This window comes from Pseudomonas sp. RIT778, from assembly GCF_019718735.1.
Classification (GTDB): domain Bacteria; phylum Pseudomonadota; class Gammaproteobacteria; order Pseudomonadales; family Pseudomonadaceae; genus Aquipseudomonas; species Aquipseudomonas aphyarum.
In genome coordinates, this window is sequence record NZ_JAIHBA010000001.1 from 254,205 (window position 1) to 273,032 (window position 18,828).

Here is an 18,828-nt window from a genome sequence, read left to right on the forward strand (position 1 = left end):
CCACACCACCTGATGCGCCGGCTCGAAGGCCAGCGCACGACGCAGGGCCTCCACCGCCAGAGGCATGTCGTTGACGATTGCGATCTTCATGCCCGCGCTCCTCCGATGAGCTCAACCACCGCGTCGAGCAGGGCGTCGTCATGAAAACTGGCCTTGGCCAGATAATAGTCGGCGCCGGCGTCCAGTCCACGGCGGCGATCTTCCTCGCGATCCTTGTACGACACCACCATCACCGGCAGCGATTGCAGACGGTTGTCGCGGCGCAGCAGCGAGACCAGTTCGATGCCGTCCATGCGCGGCATGTCGATGTCGGTGATCAGCAGATCGAAGTTCTCTGAGCGCAGGGCGTTCCAGCCGTCCATGCCGTCCACCGCGACGGCCACGTCGTAGCCGCGATTGAGCAGCAGCTTGCGTTGCAACTCGCGCACGGTCAGCGAATCGTCGACCACCAGAATCCGTTTGCGCGCGGCTTCTGCGGCCTGATGGCCGTGACGCGCGATGCGCTCCAGACGCCCGGTGTTGAGCAGTTTGTCCACCGAACGCAGCATGTCTTCGACGTCGACGATCAGCACCACCGAGCCATCGTCGAGCAAGGCACCGGCGGAAATGTCCTGCACCTTGCCCAGCCGCTCGTCCAGCGGCAGCACCACCAGCGTGCGCTCGCCGATGAAGCGCTCGACCGCCACGCCGTAGATTGCATCGCGCTCGCGGATCACCACGACTTTCAGCGTATCGCCGCTGTTCTGACTGGCCGGACGTTGCAACAACTGACTGGCCGCGACCAGACCGACATGTCGGCCTTCGTGCCAGAAATGCTGGCGCCCTTCGACCTGCACGATGTCCTCCGGCGCCAGATCGCACATGCGCTCGATGTGCGCCAGCGGGAACGCGTAGGCCTCGTCGCCGACTTCCACCACCAGGCTACGTACCACCGACAGGGTCAGCGGCACTTCCAGATGGAAGCGACTGCCCTCGCCCGCCGTCTGCTCCAGCACCACCGCACCGCGCAACTGGCGGACCATGTGCTGAACGGCGTCGAGGCCGACGCCACGGCCGGACACTTCGGTGACTTTGTCGCGCAGGCTGAAACCCGGCAGGAAAAGGAAAGTCAGCAGTTCTTCTTCACTCAACTGAGCGGCGGTTTCCGCTGGCGACAACTGGCGTTCAACGATGCTGCGGCGGACCTTCTCCAGATCCACACCGTTGCCGTCGTCGCTCAATTCCAGCACTAGCAGACCGGCCTGATGCGAAGCACGCAGACGGATCAGGCCTTCTTCGGACTTGCCTTTGAGCAGGCGTTCTTCCGGGGTTTCGATGCCGTGATCGACCGCGTTGCGCAGCAGGTGCGTGAGCGGTGCTTCGAGTTTTTCCAGCACATCGCGGTCGACCTGAGTCTTCTCACCCTCGATCTCCAGCCGCACCTGCTTGCCGAGACTGCGACCGAGGTCGCGCACCATCCGCACCTGCCCGGACAGCACATCGGCGAACGGTCGCATGCGGCAGGCCAGCGCGGTGTCATAGAGCACTTGCGCGCGCTGACTCGCTTGCCAGGCAAACTCGTCGAGTTCGGCGTTTTTCTCTGCCAGCAGTTGCTGGGATTCGGCGAGCAAACGCCGCGCGTCTTCCAGTGCCTCTTGAGCCTCAAGGCTCAGGGCGTGTTCCTTGAGATGAACGTTAAGACTTTCCAGCGCTCGCAGGCCGTTGTTCTGCATGCGCTTGAGACGCTGCATGGTGGCCAGGTGCGGTTTGAGGCGCTGAGTTTCCACCAGGGACTTGCTCGACAGATCGAGCAGGCTGTTCAGGCGTTCGGCGGTGACCCGCAGCACTCGCTCGCCACCTTCGGTGGTGCGCTTGCTCTTGCGCGGCGCGGGTTCCGGCTCGGCAACCTCAACGGGAATTTCAACCGGGGTTGGTTCAACCACCGGCGGCTGAAGCTGCAACTCCGCCATCACTGGAGCACTCGGAGCGGCGGGCACCACGGCCGGTGCCGTCGGATCGAGCAAACCGCCCATCAACGCCACGTAAGCCTCGATGTCCGCCGGCTGCGGGCCATTGGCCGGGGTGGCGATGCGCATCAGCAAATCGGTGCCCTGCAACAACGCGTCTATATGTTCCGGGCGCAGGAACAACCGCCCTTCCTGAGCGCTGACCAGACAATCTTCCATCACATGGGCGACGCTGACGCCGCTGTCGATGCCGACGATCCGCGCCGCGCCTTTCAGCGAGTGCGCCGCACGCATGCACGACTCGAGCTGATCGGCCTGGGTCGGGTTGCGCTCCAGCGCCAGCAGCCCGGCGCTGAGCACCTGGGTCTGGGCTTCGGCTTCGAGGCTGAACAGCTCGAGCAAGGAGGCGTCGCGCATTTGCTCGGGGGTCATGTGAGGCTCCGGGACACGGCGGACAACAGCTGTTCTTCATCCAGCCAACGCAGGCTGCGACCTTTGAAAGGCAGCACGCCTCGGGTGTATTTGGCGCTGGCCTGTGCGCCGGAACGTGACGCGGCATCGAGGATTCGCTCGTCGATGGCGTGAATCCCGTCGACTTCGTCCACCGGCACCACCACCGGCCCGCCCTGGGCCGAGATGATCAGCATGCGCGGCATGATTCGCGCGCCGGTCGCCGGGGCTACGTTGCTGTCGAGGTCGAGCAGTTCGACCAGCGACAGACACGCCACCAGCGCACCGCGCACGTTCGCCACGCCGAGCAAGGCTCGGGAGCGCTGGTGCGGCAGCGAGTGAATCGCCTGCAACGGCGCAACCTCCACCAGACTGCGGGTGGCCAGGCCGAGCCATTCTTCGCCGAGGCGGAACATCAATAGCGAACGGGTCTTCAGCTCGGCTTCGACCTGGGTCGCCACCGGATCACGCTCATCCTGCTGCAACGCATAGCGGTCGAGCAAACGCGTGGCCGCGGCGGAATACACCGAGCAATTGCGGCAATGGATGTGCTCGCCCAGCAGCGGACAGGACTTGTCGCCGTGGATGCCGATGCGATTCCAGCAATCGTCGATGGCCCGGGCGTCTTCGTGGGTGACGTTCAAGGTGTCGGACGGGATCATCGTTTACGCTCACTGTCGGCGGTGCGGTCGCTGCGGGCGGCGCGCTCCTGCAATCGTCTGGCGCCGGCCGTGTCGCCCTGGGCCTGCAGCAATGCAGCCAGGTGCATCAAGGCTTCGGGGTGTTGCGGTTCGAGGTACAGCGCCTTGCGGTAAAAGCCCTGGGCTTCGAGGGCGCTGCCGGCGACATCGCTCAGCAGGCCGAGCCAGTAAAACACCTGGGCCACCGGCTCATGACTGCGCAAATACTGTTCGCACGCGGCCCGGGCCTCGGCACTTTTGCCTTCGTTGGCCAGGGCGGCGATGTTGGCCAGCAACGTCGCGGCGTCGGGATTAGTGCTTTTAGCTGTCGCCGGCATCGGCGTCACGCCAGCAAACGGACGATTGCGCACCGGCGGCGGTGGCGTGCTGCGCACCGGTTGGCGCACAGGCAACGGCACCGGAATCGCGGTCGGCATCGGCAACGGTTCGAGCTGCGGCTCGCTATGACGACTGAAGGCGAATGACTGCGGAATCCCGATCGAACGCATGCCCAACCGCCCGAGCAGGCTGCCCTCGGCCGGGCCGATAAACAGCACGCCATCGACATGGGTCAGGCGCTTCAGCACTGCGAACACCTGCTGTTGGGTTGGCTGATCGAAATAGATCAGCAGGTTGCGGCAGAACACGAAATCGAACGGCGGCTCGTTGACCAGCAATGAAGGATCAAGCACGTTGCCGACATGCAGGCGCACCTGCTCGCGGACAATTTCATTCACCCGATAGCCTTCGTTCTCGGCGAAAAAATGCCGCTCACGAAAGTCCAGTTCCTGGCCGCGAAATGAGTTCTTGCCGTATAGCGCGCGCCGCGCCTTGTCCACTGACAAGGGGCTGACGTCCATGCCATCGACTTTGAATTGATGGGGCTTGAGGCCCGCATCGAGCAAGGCCATGGCAATCGAATAGGGTTCTTCCCCGGTGGAACACGGCAGGCTGAGGATGCGCAGCGCACGCATGTTGTTCAGTTCGCCCAGACGTTTGCGCGCCAGTTTGCCGAGGGTGGCGAAGGATTCCGGGTAACGGAAAAACCAGGTCTCGGGGACGATCACCGCTTCGATCAGCGCCTGCTGTTCATCCCGCGAGCCTTGCAGCGTCTGCCAGTACTCATCGGCATTCACCGTTTGCGACAGGGTGATGCGCTGGCGCACGGCCCGCTCGATGATCGCCGGCCCGACCGAGGCGACGTCAAGGCCGATGCGTTCCTTGAGGAAGTCGAAGAAGCGCTGGTCGCTGCTCATGGCTGCTCCTCAAGCCGCGCCGGGTCCAGCGGCGGTGTCGGGAACAACAGCGTACGCACCGACTCGTCAAGCAAGTCGTTGACCCGCACCCACTGCACCAGCCCTTGCGCGTCTTCACGCACCGGGCCGAGGTACGGCGCCTGACGATTGTCGAGGCCGTACGGCTGAAAATCATCCGGGTTGCAACGCAGGGTATCGGTGGCCTGTTCGAGGATCAGGCCCAGCCATTGCGAGGGTTGCGAGTCATCCGCGCGGTAATGCACCAGCACCAGTCGCGTGCTGGTGCGCGCTTCCGCAGGATGGCCGAAGGTCAGGGCACTGAGGTCGATCACCGGCACCACCGTGCCGCGATAGGCAAACACTCCCGCCACCCAGTGCGGCGCCCGGGCAATCGGCTTCAACGGCAGGCGCGGCAGCACTTCGGCCACTTCCGTGGCACGCAAGGCGTAGCGTTCGCTGCCGATGCGAAACAGCAGGAACAACGCCTGCTTCGCCACCGGTGCAGCGCTGCGTTTGGCGGTGATTTCGCTCATCAGACTTTGAATCGCGAAACGCCGCTGCGCAGGCCCACGGCCACCTGGCTCAGTTCGTCGATGGCGAAACTGGCCTGACGCAACGACTCGACCGTCTGGCTGCTGGCATCACCCAGCTGCACCAGCGCGTGGTTGATCTGCTCGGCACCGGTGGCCTGGGCCTGCATGCCCTCGTTGACCATCAACACCCGCGGCGCCAGCGCCTGCACTTGATGGATGATCTGCGACAGCTGCTCGCCGACCTGCTGCACTTCGGCCATGCCGCGACGCACTTCCTCGGAGAACTTGTCCATGCCCATCACCCCGGCGGACACCGCCGACTGGATCTCGCGGACCATCTGTTCGATGTCGTAAGTCGCGACAGCGGTCTGATCCGCCAGACGCCGAACTTCAGTGGCGACCACGGCGAAACCGCGACCGTATTCACCGGCCTTCTCCGCTTCGATCGCGGCGTTCAGGGACAGCAGGTTGGTCTGGTCGGCGACCTTGACGATGGTCACGACCACCTGATTGATGTTGCCGGCCTTCTCGTTGAGGATCGCCAGTTTGGCGTTCACCAGATCCGCCGCGCCCATCACCGAGTGCATGGTGTCTTCCATGCGCGCCAGGCCTTGCTGCCCGGAACCGGCCAGCACCGAGGCCTGATCGGCGGCGGTGGAGACTTCGGTCATGGTACGCACCAGATCACGGGAGGTCGCCGCGATCTCGCGGGACGTCGCGCCGATTTCAGTCGTGGTGGCGGCGGTTTCGGTGGCGGTCGCCTGTTGTTGCTTGGACGTAGCGGCGATCTCGGTCACCGACGTGGTGACCTGCACCGACGAGCGCTGGGCCTGGGACACCAGCGAAGTGAGCTCGGTCATCATGTCGTTGAAGCCGGTTTCCACGGCGCCGAACTCGTCCTTGCGGTCGAGGTTCAGGCGGCTGCTCAGATCGCCGGTGCGCATGATGTCGAGGATCTGCACGATGCGGTTCATCGGCGCCATGATCGCGCGCATCAGCAGCAGACCGCAGAGGCCGGCCGCCAGCACGGCGATCAGCAACGAGATGAACATGCTGACCTTGGCCGCCGATACCGCTTCGTCAATGTTGGCCATGGCCTGATCGGCGACTTTCTTGTTCTCGCCAATGATGTCGTTGAGTTTCATCCGGCCGCTGTACCAGGTCGGCGTCAGTTTCTCATTGAACAGCTTGACCGCATCGGCTTCCAGATTGCGCTTGTGCAGGTCCAGAACCGAGTTCTGGATCTGCATGTAAGCGTCGTGATACTTCTCGAAAGCAGCGAATTCGTTACGGTCTTCATCCGTCGCCATAGTGCTGCGGTAGTTGGCCATCTGCTCCTGCAAGCGGGTTTCGAACGCCTTGTAGTCCGCCGCATCTTCAGTGCTGATGCCCTCGCCCTGCTTGAGGCCGAGCAACTCCTGGGTCTGCAGATAACTGTCGACCCACGCGCCACGAATCATCGAGCTGTAATAGACGCCGGGAATCGCGTCGTCACGGACGCTGTTTTCACTGGCTTCGATCTTCAGCAGCCGCGAATACGAGACGACCACCATCAGCAGCATGATGGCGATAATCACCGCAAAGCTCGCCAAAATGCGTTGGCGCAACGTCCAGTTCTTCACAGTCAGTCCTCGGGGCGGGTCGAAATGCGGGGGAGTATAGCTGAGGGCGGTGTTTCATTTATAAGACGGTTTGCCGCGCTCAGGCCTTTCGGTCATGAAACGCGATGGGCTCTGGACTGGGACTTTCCGGCAATCAGCGGTCAGCGTGCCAGTGACGCAATGGCAAAAAGGGGCGATGGATTGGCCATTTCAACTGCCGCAACGAAAGAACCCGCCATCCTGTGCGGGATCGCGGGTTCTGATATCGCTGACAGCGGCTTCACTGGGTAGCTACACGGACCTGCTTCTCCAGCTCCACCTTCAACCCCGGCTCCAGCTTCAACTGCCGCGCCAGTTCATCCAGATAGCTCTTCTCCATGAAGTTTTCCTCATCCACCATCATCACGCTCGCCACGTACATTTCGGCGGCCATTTCCGGCGTGCTCGCCGCGCGGGCGACGTCGGTGGGGTCGAGGGGTTTGTTGAGTTCGGCGTGGAGCCAGTGTTTGAGCTCCTGATCGTTGTCGAGTCTGGTGAATTCGCCTTCGATCAATTGGCGTTCGCGGTCGTCGATGTGGCCGTCGGCCTTGGCGGCGGCGACCAGGGCCTTGAGGATGGCCTGGCTGTGTTGTTCGACCTGGGCGGGTGGCAGGCGATCAAGGGTTTGCGGCTCGCTTTGTGGGGCGGTGCCTTTCTGGGCGTTCCAGTTGCCGTAGGCTTTGTAGGCGATCACGCCCAGTGCGGCGAGGCCACCGTAGAGGGCGACTTTACCGCCAACCTTGCGGGCCTTTTTGCTGCCCAGCAGCAGGCCCATGGCGCCGGCCGCCAAAGCACCGCCGCCTGCGCCTGACAGCAAACCACCGAGTGCGCCATTACTGGAAGATCCGCCCAGCAAGCCGCCCAGACCACCGGCCGCCGGTTTGTTCTGCGCCCCGCCCGCCTTGTTCTGCAGCAGATCCTGGCCGGACTTGAGGAGTTGATCGAGCAATCCACGGGTGTTCATGTTCCGTCTCCAAACAGGGGTTATCCGGATCAATAAGGCCTTCAGCCTAGTTCGAAAGTGCCCGTCACTTGGGCGCAAGTGTGCTTCCAGATGTTGCCTGAACCACAGCAGCCCTTCGTAAAAATAGATATACACTCGAGGCAATCTATAAAAACCGCCCACCGGGTAATCCTTCCATGATGACCTTGCGTCAGATCCGCCATTTCATCGCCGTGGCCGAGACCGGCTCGATCTCCGCCGCCGCGCAAACCGCGTTCATTTCCCAATCGACCCTGACCCTGGCTATCCAGCAACTGGAGGAAGAAATCGGCGTCAGCCTGTTCAATCGCCACGCCAAGGGCATGACGCTTACCCATCAGGGACACCAGTTCCTGCGCCAGGCGCACCTGATTCTGGCGACCGTGGACAACGCCAAACGCAGCCTGCAACAGAGCACCGATCAGGTCGCCGGGCAGTTGATCGTCGGGGTGACCAGTCTGGTGGCCGGTTATTACCTGGCGGATTTGCTCACCCGTTTCCAGCGCGCCTACCCCAATGTCGAGATCCGCGTGATGGAGGATGAACGGCCGTACATCGAGCATCTGCTGGTCAGCGGCGAGATCGATGTCGGTGTGCTGATCCTCTCCAACCTCGAAGACCGCCACGCCCTGCAGACCGAAGTGCTGACCCACTCGCCGCACCGGCTGTGGTTGCCGGCCCAACATCCGCTGCTGGAACACGACAGCATCAACCTCGCCGATGTCGCCCGGGAGCCGCTGATTCAACTGAACGTCGACGAGATGGATCGCAACGCCCAACGCCTGTGGCGCGGCGCGGGACTGCAACCGAAGATCACCCTAAGAACCGCGTCCACCGAGGCAGTGCGAAGCCTGGTAGCGGCGGGTCTCGGCGTCTCGATCCAACCCGACATGACCTACCGCCCATGGTCATTGGAAGGCGACATCATCGAAGCCCGGCCGATTGCCGACCTCAACCAGACCCTCGACGTCGGCCTGGCCTGGCGTCGCGGCACCGCCCGCCCCGCGCTGGTCGATCCCTTCCTGACCGTTGCTCGCGAACAGCCGCACGGCGGACGCAAGCCATCTATTTAATCGAATGCCACCTTCAGTATTTAGAATTTGTCGACCCCGGAGCCGCGCACTAGTCTTGCTGCATCTATAAGACGGTCGGCTCCCGGAACAGGGAGCAACATGGCCATACAAGAAAAGAGATCACGGAAAATGGCTGGCGCGCAGACCCACATGCACACCGCGTTGCTGATCGACGGCGAACTGGTCGCCGGTCAGGGTTTTGTCGAGCCGATCCTCAACCCGGCCACCGGCGAAGTCCTGACCCAGATCGCCGAAGCCAGCACCGAGCAAGTCGAAGCCGCCATCCTCGCCGCCCACCGCGCCTTTGCCGAGTGGTCGCGCACCACCCCGCAACAACGCTCGAACCTGCTGCTGGAAATCGCCAACGCCGTCGAAAAACACGCCGACCACCTCGCCCGCCTCGAAGCCCTGAACTGCGGCAAGCCGCTGCACCTGGCGCGTCAGGACGATTTGACCGCCACCGTCGATGTATTCCGCTTCTTCGCCGGCGCCGTGCGCTGCCAGACCGGCCAGCTCAGCGGCGAATACGTGCCGGGCTACACGAGCATGGTGCGCCGCGACCCGATTGGCGTCGTCGCCTCAATTGCGCCGTGGAACTACCCGATCATGATGGCCGCGTGGAAGATCGCCCCGGCCCTCGCCGCCGGCAATACACTGGTGTTCAAGCCGTCCGAGCACACGCCGCTGTCGATTCTGGCGCTGGCGCCAGCGCTGGCCGAAATCTTGCCGCGCGGGGTGATCAACATTGTCTGCGGTGGCGGCGAAGGCGTCGGCAGTCACCTGGTTGGCCATCCGAAAGTGCGCATGGTGTCGCTGACCGGCGATATCGTCACCGGCCAGAAAATCCTCCAGGCCGCCGCCAAAACCCTCAAGCGCACCCACCTCGAACTCGGCGGCAAGGCCCCGGTGATCGTGTGCAACGACGCCGACATTAAAGCCGTGGTCGAGGGCGTGCGCACTTATGGCTATTACAACGCCGGGCAGGACTGCACGGCGGCTTGCCGGATCTACGCCCAGGCGGGGATTCACGACAAGTTAGTGGCCGAACTCGGTGCGGCGGTCAGCAGCCTGCGCTTCGCCGGCAAACGCGATGCGGATAACGAAATCGGCCCGCTGATCAGTACCCGCCAGCGCGACCGCGTGGCCAGTTTCGTCGAGCGCGCCCTCGGTCAGCCGCACATCGAACGAGTGACCGGTGCGGCCGTGCATTCCGGTGCCGGGTTCTTCTATCAGCCAACCCTGCTGGCCGGTTGCAAACAGAGCGATGAAATCGTCCAGCGCGAAGTGTTCGGCCCGGTGGTGACCGTGACCCGCTTCGATGAACTGGCGCAAGCGGTGGACTGGGCCAACGACTCGGAATACGGCCTCGCCTCGTCGGTGTGGACGCAGAACCTGGACAAGGCGATGCAAGTCGCCGCGCGCCTGCAATACGGCTGCACCTGGATCAACAGCCATTTCATGCTGGTCAGCGAAATGCCCCACGGCGGGCTGAAACGCTCCGGTTACGGCAAAGACTTATCCAGCGATTCGCTACAGGACTACAGCGTGGTGCGGCACATCATGGCCCGCCACGGCCAGCATCTCTGACTACGCTAATAACAAGCCGACCACGGCATGCTTCACCGCGTTCACAACTGCCCCGACCATAATTTGAAGAAGAGGGTTCACCATGTTCGTGCACAAGACCGCACTGCTCAGTGCAATCACCACGGCCCTGCTGGCCAGCGCCAGCCTGCAGGCCGCCGAGCCGCTGAAAGCCGTCGGCGCCGGCGAAGGCCAGCTGGATATCGTCGCCTGGCCCGGCTACATCGAACGCGGTGAAAGCGACAAGGCCTACGACTGGGTGACCGGTTTCGAGAAGGAAACCGGCTGCAAGGTCAATGTGAAAACTGCCGCCACCTCTGACGAAATGGTCAGTCTGATGGCCAAGGGCGGTTACGACCTGGTGACAGCGTCGGGCGATGCCTCGTTGCGGTTGATCGTCGGCAAGCGTGTGCAGCCGATCAACACCGCGTTGATCCCGAACTGGAAATCTCTCGACCCGCGCCTGAAAGACGCGCCGTGGTACGTGGTCAGCAATCAGACCTACGGCACCCCGTACCAGTGGGGCCCGAATGTGCTGATGTACAACACCAACGTGTTCAAGACTGCGCCGACCAGCTGGAACGTGGTGTTCGACGCGCAGAACCTGCCTGACGGCAAGCCGAACAAGGGCCGCGTGCAAGCCTACGACGGCCCGATCTACATCGCCGACGCGGCGCTGTACCTGAAATCCACCAAGCCTGAGCTGGGGATCAAGGATCCGTATCAACTCACTGAAGATCAGTACAAGGCTGTGCTGGAACTGTTGCGCGCCCAGCAGAAGCTGATTCACCGCTACTGGCACGACACCACGGTGCAGATGAGCGACTTCAAGAACGAAGGCGTGGTCGCGTCCAGCGCCTGGCCGTATCAGGTAAACGGCCTGATCAACGAGAAACAGCCGATCGCGTCGACCGTACCGAAAGAAGGCGCCACCGGTTGGGCCGACACCACCATGCTGCACGCCGAGGCCAAGCACCCGAACTGCGCGTACAAGTGGATGGACTGGTCGCTGCAGCCGAAAGTCCAGGGTGATGTGGCGGCGTGGTTTGGCTCGTTGCCGGCGGTTCCGGCGGCGTGTCAGGGCAGTGAATTGCTCGGCGCTGAAGGCTGCAAGACCAACGGGTTCGATCAGTTCGACAAGATCGCCTTCTGGAAAACACCGCAGGCTGAGGGTGGGAAGTTTGTGCCTTATAGCCGGTGGACGCAGGACTACATTGCGATTATGGGCGGTCGCTGACACGCCGCTCTAGCCCGATCGTTCCCACGTCGAGGCGTCGAACCGTCCGCGTGGGAATGCATCACCGGACGCTCCGCGTCCATTCGCATGAGCTGACGCAGAGCGTCACGGGCTGCATTCCCACGCAGAGCGTGGGAACGATCAATTCGAATACTGTTTTTCAGAAGTCCAGGCAGGGCCGCTGCGACGACCCTCGCCTTTTCGGAGCACCGCACCATGACGCTTGCAGTCCAGTTCACCAACGTTTCCCGGCAGTTCGGCGAAGTGAAAGCCGTTGACCGGGTTTCCATCGACATCCAGGACGGCGAGTTCTTTTCCATGCTCGGCCCTTCCGGTTCGGGCAAGACCACGTGTCTGCGCCTGATCGCCGGGTTCGAGCAACCGAGCGCTGGCTCGATCCGCATTCACGGCGCCGAAGCCGCCGGTCTGCCGCCCTATCAACGCGACGTAAACACGGTGTTTCAGGATTACGCGCTGTTCCCGCACATGAACGTGCTGGACAACGTTGCCTACGGCCTGAAGGTCAAAGGCGTAAGCAAAACCGAGCGCCACAAACGCGCCGAAGAAGCGTTGGACATGGTCGCCCTCGGTGGCTACGGCGCCCGCAAACCGGTGCAGTTGTCCGGCGGTCAGCGCCAACGTGTCGCCCTCGCCCGCGCCCTGGTCAATCGTCCGCGTGTGCTGTTGCTCGACGAGCCGCTGGGCGCCCTCGACCTGAAGCTGCGCGAACAGATGCAGAGCGAACTGAAGAAGCTGCAACGCCAGCTCGGCATCACCTTCATCTTCGTCACCCACGACCAGACCGAAGCGCTTTCGATGTCCGACCGCGTGGCCGTGTTCAACAAGGGCCGCATCGAACAGGTCGACACCCCGCGCAATCTGTACATGAAACCCACCACCACGTTTGTCGCTGAATTCGTCGGCACTTCGAACGTGATTCGCGGCGATCTGGCGCGTCAGCTCAGCGGCCATCCGCAGCCGTTTTCGATCCGCCCTGAACACGTGCGTTTCGCCGAAGGCCCGCTGGCCAGCCATGAGATCGAAGTCACCGGCCTGCTGCATGATATCCAGTATCAAGGCAGCGCCACCCGCTATGAACTGACCCTGGAAAACGGCCAGACCCTGAGCATCAGCCAGGCCAATAATCAGTGGATCGACAGCAGCGCGCAGCACCAGACCGGTCAGCGCATCAGTGCGCGCTGGGCGCGGGAAGCGATGATTCCGCTGCACGACACCGTTGCGAGCGGGGTGTGACATGACCGCCCTCGCCCTCCCTCAATCGGCGCCGTTGCGCAGGTTTTCCAACCTGCTCTATCGCAAGCCGAACCTGTATCTGTCGATGCTGCTGATACCGCCGCTGCTGTGGTTCGGCGCGATCTATCTCGGCTCGCTGTTGATGTTGCTGTGGCAAGGTTTCTACACCTTCGACGATTTCACGATGGCAGTCACCCCGGACCTGACCCTGGCCAATTTCGCCGCGCTGTTTCAGCCGTCGAATTTCGACATCATCCTGCGCACCCTGAGCATGGCCGTCGTGGTGTCGATCGCCAGCGCCATCGTCGCGTTCCCGATTGCCTACTACATGGCGCGCTACACCACCGGCAAGACCAAGGCGTTTTTCTACATCGCGGTGATGATGCCGATGTGGGCCAGTTACATCGTCAAGGCCTACGCCTGGACGCTGCTGCTGGCCAAGGGCGGCGTGGCGCAGTGGTTCGTTCAGCACCTGGGGCTGGAGCCGGTTCTGCAGTTCATTCTGGGGATTCCCGGGGTCGGCGGCAGCACCTTGTCGACCTCGCATCTGGGGCGGTTCATGGTGTTCGTCTACATCTGGCTGCCGTTCATGATCCTGCCGATCCAGGCCTCGCTGGAACGCCTTCCGCCGTCGTTGCTGCAAGCCTCCGCCGACCTCGGGGCCAAGCCGCGCCAGACCTTCATGCAGGTGATTCTGCCGCTGTCGGTGCCGGGGATTGCGGCCGGTTCGATCTTCACGTTCTCGCTGACGTTGGGCGACTTCATCGTGCCGCAACTGGTGGGCCCGCCGGGCTACTTCGTCGGCAGCATGGTTTACGCGCAACAGGGTGCGATCGGCAACATGCCCATGGCTGCGGCGTTCACGCTGGTGCCGATCGTGCTGATCGCCATCTACCTGTCCATCGTCAAACGACTGGGGGCCTTCGATGCACTCTGACTCTTCATCACAAGGGCGTGCTTCTATCGGTCTGCGCATCGCAGCCTGGGGCGGGCTGGTGTTTCTGCACTTCCCGATCCTGATCATCTTCCTCTACGCCTTCAACACCGAAGACGCGGCGTTCAGCTTTCCACCGAAAGGCTTCACGCTGCACTGGTTCAGCGTGGCGTTTTCCCGGCCGGATGTGCTGGAAGCGATCAAGCTGTCGTTGCAGATTGCGGCCATCGCCACGTTGATTGCGATGGTGCTCGGCACCCTCGCTTCGGCGGCGCTGTACCGCCGGGACTTCTTCGGCAAACAGGGCATTTCGCTGATGCTGATCCTGCCCATCGCACTGCCGGGGATCATCACCGGGATCGCGCTGCTGGCGACCTTCAAGACGCTGGGGATCGAGCCGGGGATGTTCACCATCATCGTCGGCCACGCGACCTTCTGCGTGGTGATCGTCTACAACAACGTCATCGCCCGTTTGCGCCGTACCTCGCACAGCCTGATCGAGGCGTCGATGGACCTCGGCGCCGACGGCTGGCAGACCTTCCGCTACATCATCCTGCCGAACCTCGGCTCGGCGTTGCTCGCCGGCGGCATGCTCGCATTTGCGCTGTCGTTCGACGAAATCATCGTCACCACTTTCACCGCCGGCCATGAACGCACCTTGCCGCTGTGGTTGCTCAATCAACTGAGCCGCCCACGGGACGTGCCGGTGACCAACGTCGTGGCGATGCTCGTGATGCTGGTGACCATGCTGCCGATCCTCGGCGCCTACTACCTGACCCGGGGTGGCGAGAGCGTCGCAGGCAGCGGCGGTAAATAACCGAATAACTGAAGAAACCGGATCGAAATGTGGGAGCGGGCTTGCTCGCGAAGAGGTCATCACATTCCGCATTGATGTCGGCTGACCCACCGCTTTCGCGAGCAAGCCCGCTCCCACAATGGAACCCGGTTTCTTCAGAAAAATAACAATTGCTTCGAAGAGGACAACAACATGCAAACCAAACTCTTGATCAACGGCCAACTGGTCAACGGCGAAGGCCCGGCGCAACCGGTGCTCAACCCGGCGCGTGGCGAAGTGCTGGTGGAAATCAACGAGGCCACCGAGGCCCAGGTCGATGCCGCCGTGCGCGCCGCCGACAGTGCCTTCGCCGAATGGTCGCAGACCACGCCAAAAGACCGTTCGCTGCTGCTGCTCAAACTCGCCGACGCCATCGAAGCACATGGCGAAGAGCTGGCGAAACTGGAATCGGACAACTGCGGCAAACCCTACAGCGCCGCGCTGAATGACGAGATCCCGGCGATTGCCGACGTGTTCCGTTTCTTCGCTGGCGCCAGCCGTTGCATGAGCGGTTCGGCCGGCGGCGAATACCTGCCCGGCCACACCTCAATGATCCGCCGCGACCCGGTGGGCGTAATCGCCTCTATCGCGCCGTGGAACTACCCGCTGATGATGGTCGCCTGGAAAATCGCCCCGGCCCTCGCCGCCGGTAATACCGTGGTGCTCAAGCCGTCGGAACAAACCCCGCTGACCGCATTGCGTCTGGCCGAACTGGCGTCAGATATTTTCCCGGCCGGTGTACTCAATCTGGTGTTCGGGCGTGGGCCGAGCGTAGGCAGTCCACTGGTGACCCATCCGAAAGTGCGCATGGTCTCGCTGACCGGCTCCATCGCCACTGGTTCGAACATCATTTCCAGCACCGCCGACAGCGTCAAACGCATGCACATGGAACTGGGCGGCAAGGCGCCGGTAATCATCTTCGACGACGCCGACATCGACGCGGCAGTCGAAGGCATTCGTACCTTCGGTTTCTACAACGCCGGCCAGGACTGCACCGCCGCCTGCCGGATCTACGCCCAGCAAGGCATCTACGACAAGTTCGTCGAGAAGCTCGGCGCGGCGGTCAGCAGCATCAAGTACGGGTTGCAAGATGATCCGTCCACGGAACTCGGGCCGCTGATCACCGCCCAGCATCGCGACCGCGTGGCCGGGTTTGTCGAACGCGCTGTGGCGCAACCGCACATTCGCTTGATCACTGGCGGCAAGGCGGTGGACGGCAACGGTTTCTTCTTCGAGCCGACCGTGCTGGCCGACGCCCAGCAGGACGACGAAATCGTCCGCCGCGAAGTGTTCGGGCCGGTGGTGTCGGTGACCAAGTTCACCGATGAGGCGCAGGCGCTGGAATGGGCCAACGATTCGGACTACGGCCTGGCGTCCTCGGTGTGGACGGCGGATGTAGGACGTGCGCATCGACTGTCCGCTCGGTTGCAGTACGGCTGCACCTGGGTGAATACGCACTTCATGCTTGTCAGCGAAATGCCTCATGGCGGTCAGAAACTGTCCGGCTACGGCAAGGACATGTCCATGTACGGACTGGAGGACTACACCACGGTTCGGCATGTGATGTTCAAGCACTAAAGGCATCCCCCGGCTTCAAGGCAGAAACCGGTCATCCGCATCACCAGGCATTCAAAACAATAACTACCGATCCGGGCGGCGCTCACCAAGCACCGCCACGGCTTCGGCCATCCGAAATCTGCCGATTTCACGGAGCAAACACACATGAGTGCATCACCCGATCTCTCAGCCGCCGTTGCCGACAGCGATGCCGAACAACTGCGCCAACTGGGCTACACCTCCAACTTCAACCGCAGCATGAGCCTGTGGGAAAACTTCGCGCTGGGCTTCACTTATCTGTCACCGGTCGTAGGGGTTTATACCCTGTTCGGCCTGTGCCTGGCCGCCGGCGGGCCACCGATGTTCTGGGCCTATTTGCTGGTCGGTTGCGGGCAATTGCTGGTGTGCCTGATCTTCGGCGAAGTGGTTTCGCAGTTCCCGATTTCCGGTGGCGTTTATCCTTGGGCACGTCGCCTGGTGGGCAAGAAATGGGCGTGGATGGTCGGCTGGATCTACTCCATCGCCCTGTGCGTGACCATCGCCGCTGTTGCGGTCGGCGCCGGCCCGTACCTCGCGGCTATGCTGGGTTTTGAGCCGAGCAACAACACCAACATCGTCATCGCCCTGGTGCTGACGCTGTTCGCCACGCTGGTGAACCTCAGCGGCACCAAAGTGCTGGCGCGGATCGCTATGTTCGGCTTCCTCTGCGAACTGGTGGGCGCGGTGATCGTCGGCGTGTACCTGCTGATTTTCGAGCGTCACCAGCCAATCAGCGTGCTGTTCAACACCTTCGACATCAGCGTCGACGGCTCCTACCTGCCGGCATTCCTCACCGCTTCGCTGGCGGGGATGTTCCTCTACTACGGCTTCGAAGCCTGCGGCGACGTGGCCGAAGAAACCCCGAACCCGAGCAAGAAAATCCCGGTGGCCATGCGCATGACCATCTACATCGGCGGCATCGCGGCGATGTTCGCCTGCCTGGCACTGATCCTCGCCGTGCCGGACATGCAAGCGGTGATCAACGGCACCGACAAGGACCCAGTCACCACCATCCTCAACAACGCGTTCGGCCCGGTCGGTTCGAAAGTGGTGATGGGTGTGGTAATGATTTCCTTCATCTCCTGCGTCATCAGCCTGCAAGCGGCGGCGAGTCGTCTGCTGTATTCCTACGCTCGAGATGAAATGGTCATCGGCAGCCGACTGCTGAAAAAGATTTCTCCTACGACCCAAGTGCCAGTTGCTGCGCTGTTCGTGTCCGGCGTCCTGCCCGGCCTGATCATCGCCCTCGGCTTCTTCCTGCAAGACGCCGTGGCCACCATCGTCAGCTTCGCCGCCATCGGCATCTACCTCGCGTTTCAAATGATCGTCCTCGCCGCCCTGTACGCCCGCAGCAAAGGCTGGAAACCGAGCGGCAAATTCACCCTCGGCGCCTGGGGCTGGCCGGTGAACATCGGCGCGCTGGTGTACGGCGTCGGCGCAATCATCAACATGGCCTGGCCACGCACGCCGGATGCAGCGTGGTACATCAACTACGCGATGGTGCTGAGCACGGCGATCGTGATTGGGCTGGGGTTGATTTACATGTGGATTGGCAAGCCGTATGACCATGGGAAGGCGCCGGCTGGGGATGCGTGGAAAGTTAGTCGCTAAAAGCGTTTGACCCCGGCACCGATAGAGTGCCGGGGTTCAAGAAAGCCGACGCAAAACATCAAAAGAAAAGCTCGGACTGATCGTATTTCAGTGAGGAAATACGATCGAACAGTTTGATTTTTTCGTTGGCTTTTTGCTTGGCGTGGTCAGACATGAATGCAATCAACTCTTCGAGCTGATTGACGTCTCCCACCACTTTGAATTCCTTCTCCTTGTTGACGAAGACAAGGGACTTCTTCTTTCTCGACAGCAGTTCTATGACGTTGCTGAGCGTACCGGTGCTCTTCGCATCCCATATCATCAAGCCGTAGTCAGCAGCTTCGGCCATCACCACGTCTTTCTCGGTGAAGAAGGCCCTCGATCCTTTGGAGTGTTTGGAGTCCACTGTTCTGGCGGGCCACTGTCCGAGGTTGTTCCGCGGCGCTGGACCGCTACAGAACACAGTGGTTCTGGATCGTTCGAGACTCAGCAGATATTCCTGAATGGAGGTATCGGCGCCACCCGCATCACCAACGACCACCTCGAATTCAGACGCAACGATATTACTGATACGCTCCTTAACCTTAGGATCAAGGTTCTTGATGTTGATAGAGCCAGCAATAAATACAGTCGTCATTGAATTCACTTCCAGGTTAGCGCCGCTACGTAGATCTTCCCCACCTTCGGATATTCACGCAAGACAGCACAAGCCGCGTCCATCGACGCTCCGCTGTCAAACAAATCGTCTACGACCAAAACATTCCAGCATCCCTCTGTCGTAATTTCGTCATTGACGCTGAAACTGTTTCCAATCGCAGCAACCTTTTCTGCTTTGGAGTGCAGATCCTTGAGCGACTTTCCCGTAGTCGCTTTTCGAAGCAAATCCGAGAAAACCGGCCGCCCGACAATTCGTCCCAACTCCAGAGCGACCTCAGTAACCGGTTGTCGCTGCCGGACATTTGAAGCTGGCATGGGCAGCACAAACCCTACTTGATCCAACATAGGGAACACATTTGTCGCTACCGCTTGGGCCAGCGGGCCGACCTGATTCCAGTCTTTCTGGTATTTGAGCTGGTATGTCGCCTCACCAATCTCTGTGCGCTGATTATCGAAACAGGGGTGTCCGCGATCATCGTTGCCGAGAAAGGTACTACTTACCATGTGCTTGTCCAGCACCCATCCCTGATCCCATGGGCCGTTGATCTGTTTGAGGGACACCTTCATTGAATTCTCCATTA

16 protein-coding genes are annotated in these 18,828 nt (G+C 61.7%); 8 read left to right on the forward strand and 8 right to left on the reverse strand.

The genetic code is table 11. The features are described 5' to 3' along the window. Nucleotides 1–86: 86 nt before the first annotated feature. The 6 genes from K5E37_RS01245 to K5E37_RS01270 form a co-directional block, all read right to left on the reverse strand. Nucleotides 87–2,378, reverse strand: coding sequence for a hybrid sensor histidine kinase/response regulator (locus tag K5E37_RS01245; RefSeq protein ID WP_221532932.1), 2,292 nt, complete (start codon nt 2,376–2,378; stop codon nt 87–89). Beyond that, the gene (locus K5E37_RS01250; RefSeq protein WP_127797036.1) at nt 2,375–3,058 is read right to left on the reverse strand and encodes a chemotaxis protein CheW; all 684 of its coding nucleotides are present in this window, start codon (nt 3,056–3,058) and stop codon (nt 2,375–2,377) included. The genes K5E37_RS01245 and K5E37_RS01250 overlap by 4 nt, the downstream gene beginning before the upstream one ends. Then, nucleotides 3,055–4,332, reverse strand: a complete 1,278-nt coding sequence (locus tag K5E37_RS01255; RefSeq protein ID WP_221532933.1) for a protein-glutamate O-methyltransferase CheR — start codon at nt 4,330–4,332, stop codon at nt 3,055–3,057. Before K5E37_RS01255 ends, K5E37_RS01250 begins: the two co-directional genes overlap by 4 nt. After that, on the reverse strand, nt 4,329–4,865 hold the full coding sequence (locus K5E37_RS01260) for a chemotaxis protein CheW (protein WP_085748077.1): 537 nt from the start codon (nt 4,863–4,865) through the stop codon (nt 4,329–4,331). Before K5E37_RS01260 ends, K5E37_RS01255 begins: the two co-directional genes overlap by 4 nt. Beyond that, entirely contained in the window at nt 4,865–6,487 is a 1,623-nt protein-coding gene (locus tag K5E37_RS01265) for a methyl-accepting chemotaxis protein (protein ID WP_085609165.1), read from the reverse strand. The genes K5E37_RS01260 and K5E37_RS01265 overlap by 1 nt, the downstream gene beginning before the upstream one ends. Nucleotides 6,488–6,746: 259 nt before the next feature. Further along, nucleotides 6,747–7,469 (reverse strand): tellurite resistance TerB family protein, encoded by a 723-nt coding sequence (locus K5E37_RS01270; protein WP_085609164.1) that lies wholly within the window; start codon nt 7,467–7,469, stop codon nt 6,747–6,749. Nucleotides 7,470–7,645: 176 nt separating this feature from the next. On the opposite strand from K5E37_RS01270, the gene K5E37_RS01275 reads away from it, so the two are divergent. The 8 genes from K5E37_RS01275 (at nt 7,646) to K5E37_RS01310 (ending at nt 17,611) form a co-directional block, all read left to right on the forward strand. Next, nucleotides 7,646–8,560, forward strand: a complete 915-nt coding sequence (locus K5E37_RS01275; RefSeq protein WP_007954670.1) for a LysR family transcriptional regulator — start codon at nt 7,646–7,648, stop codon at nt 8,558–8,560. Nucleotides 8,561–8,659: 99 nt separating this feature from the next. Further along, the gene (locus K5E37_RS01280) at nt 8,660–10,147 is read left to right on the forward strand and encodes a gamma-aminobutyraldehyde dehydrogenase (protein ID WP_085609163.1); all 1,488 of its coding nucleotides are present in this window, start codon (nt 8,660–8,662) and stop codon (nt 10,145–10,147) included. Between the two features lie 82 nt (nt 10,148–10,229). Then, on the forward strand, nt 10,230–11,381 hold the full coding sequence (gene ydcS / locus K5E37_RS01285) for a putative ABC transporter substrate-binding protein YdcS (protein ID WP_221532934.1): 1,152 nt from the start codon (nt 10,230–10,232) through the stop codon (nt 11,379–11,381). Between the two features lie 216 nt (nt 11,382–11,597). Next, nucleotides 11,598–12,635 (forward strand): ABC transporter ATP-binding protein, encoded by a 1,038-nt coding sequence (locus K5E37_RS01290; protein WP_221532935.1) that lies wholly within the window; start codon nt 11,598–11,600, stop codon nt 12,633–12,635. A gap of 1 nt (nt 12,636) precedes the next feature. After that, complete coding sequence (locus K5E37_RS01295; RefSeq protein WP_127797030.1) at nt 12,637–13,572, forward strand: ABC transporter permease; 936 nt, start codon at nt 12,637–12,639, stop codon at nt 13,570–13,572. Beyond that, on the forward strand, nt 13,562–14,386 hold the full coding sequence (locus tag K5E37_RS01300) for an ABC transporter permease (protein WP_085609159.1): 825 nt from the start codon (nt 13,562–13,564) through the stop codon (nt 14,384–14,386). Before K5E37_RS01295 ends, K5E37_RS01300 begins: the two co-directional genes overlap by 11 nt. A gap of 171 nt (nt 14,387–14,557) precedes the next feature. Beyond that, nucleotides 14,558–15,982, forward strand: a complete 1,425-nt coding sequence (locus K5E37_RS01305) for a gamma-aminobutyraldehyde dehydrogenase (RefSeq protein WP_007954662.1) — start codon at nt 14,558–14,560, stop codon at nt 15,980–15,982. 144 nt (nt 15,983–16,126) lie between these two features. Continuing rightward, entirely contained in the window at nt 16,127–17,611 is a 1,485-nt protein-coding gene (locus K5E37_RS01310) for an APC family permease (protein ID WP_085609158.1), read from the forward strand. Nucleotides 17,612–17,669: 58 nt separating this feature from the next. Here K5E37_RS01310 and K5E37_RS01315 read toward each other — a convergent pair whose 3' ends face one another. Then, nucleotides 17,670–18,227, reverse strand: coding sequence for a hypothetical protein (locus K5E37_RS01315; RefSeq protein ID WP_085609157.1), 558 nt, complete (start codon nt 18,225–18,227; stop codon nt 17,670–17,672). A gap of 5 nt (nt 18,228–18,232) precedes the next feature. Then, nucleotides 18,233–18,814, reverse strand: a complete 582-nt coding sequence (locus K5E37_RS01320; RefSeq protein WP_221532936.1) for a ComF family protein — start codon at nt 18,812–18,814, stop codon at nt 18,233–18,235. Between the last annotated feature and the right edge of the window lie 14 nt (nt 18,815–18,828).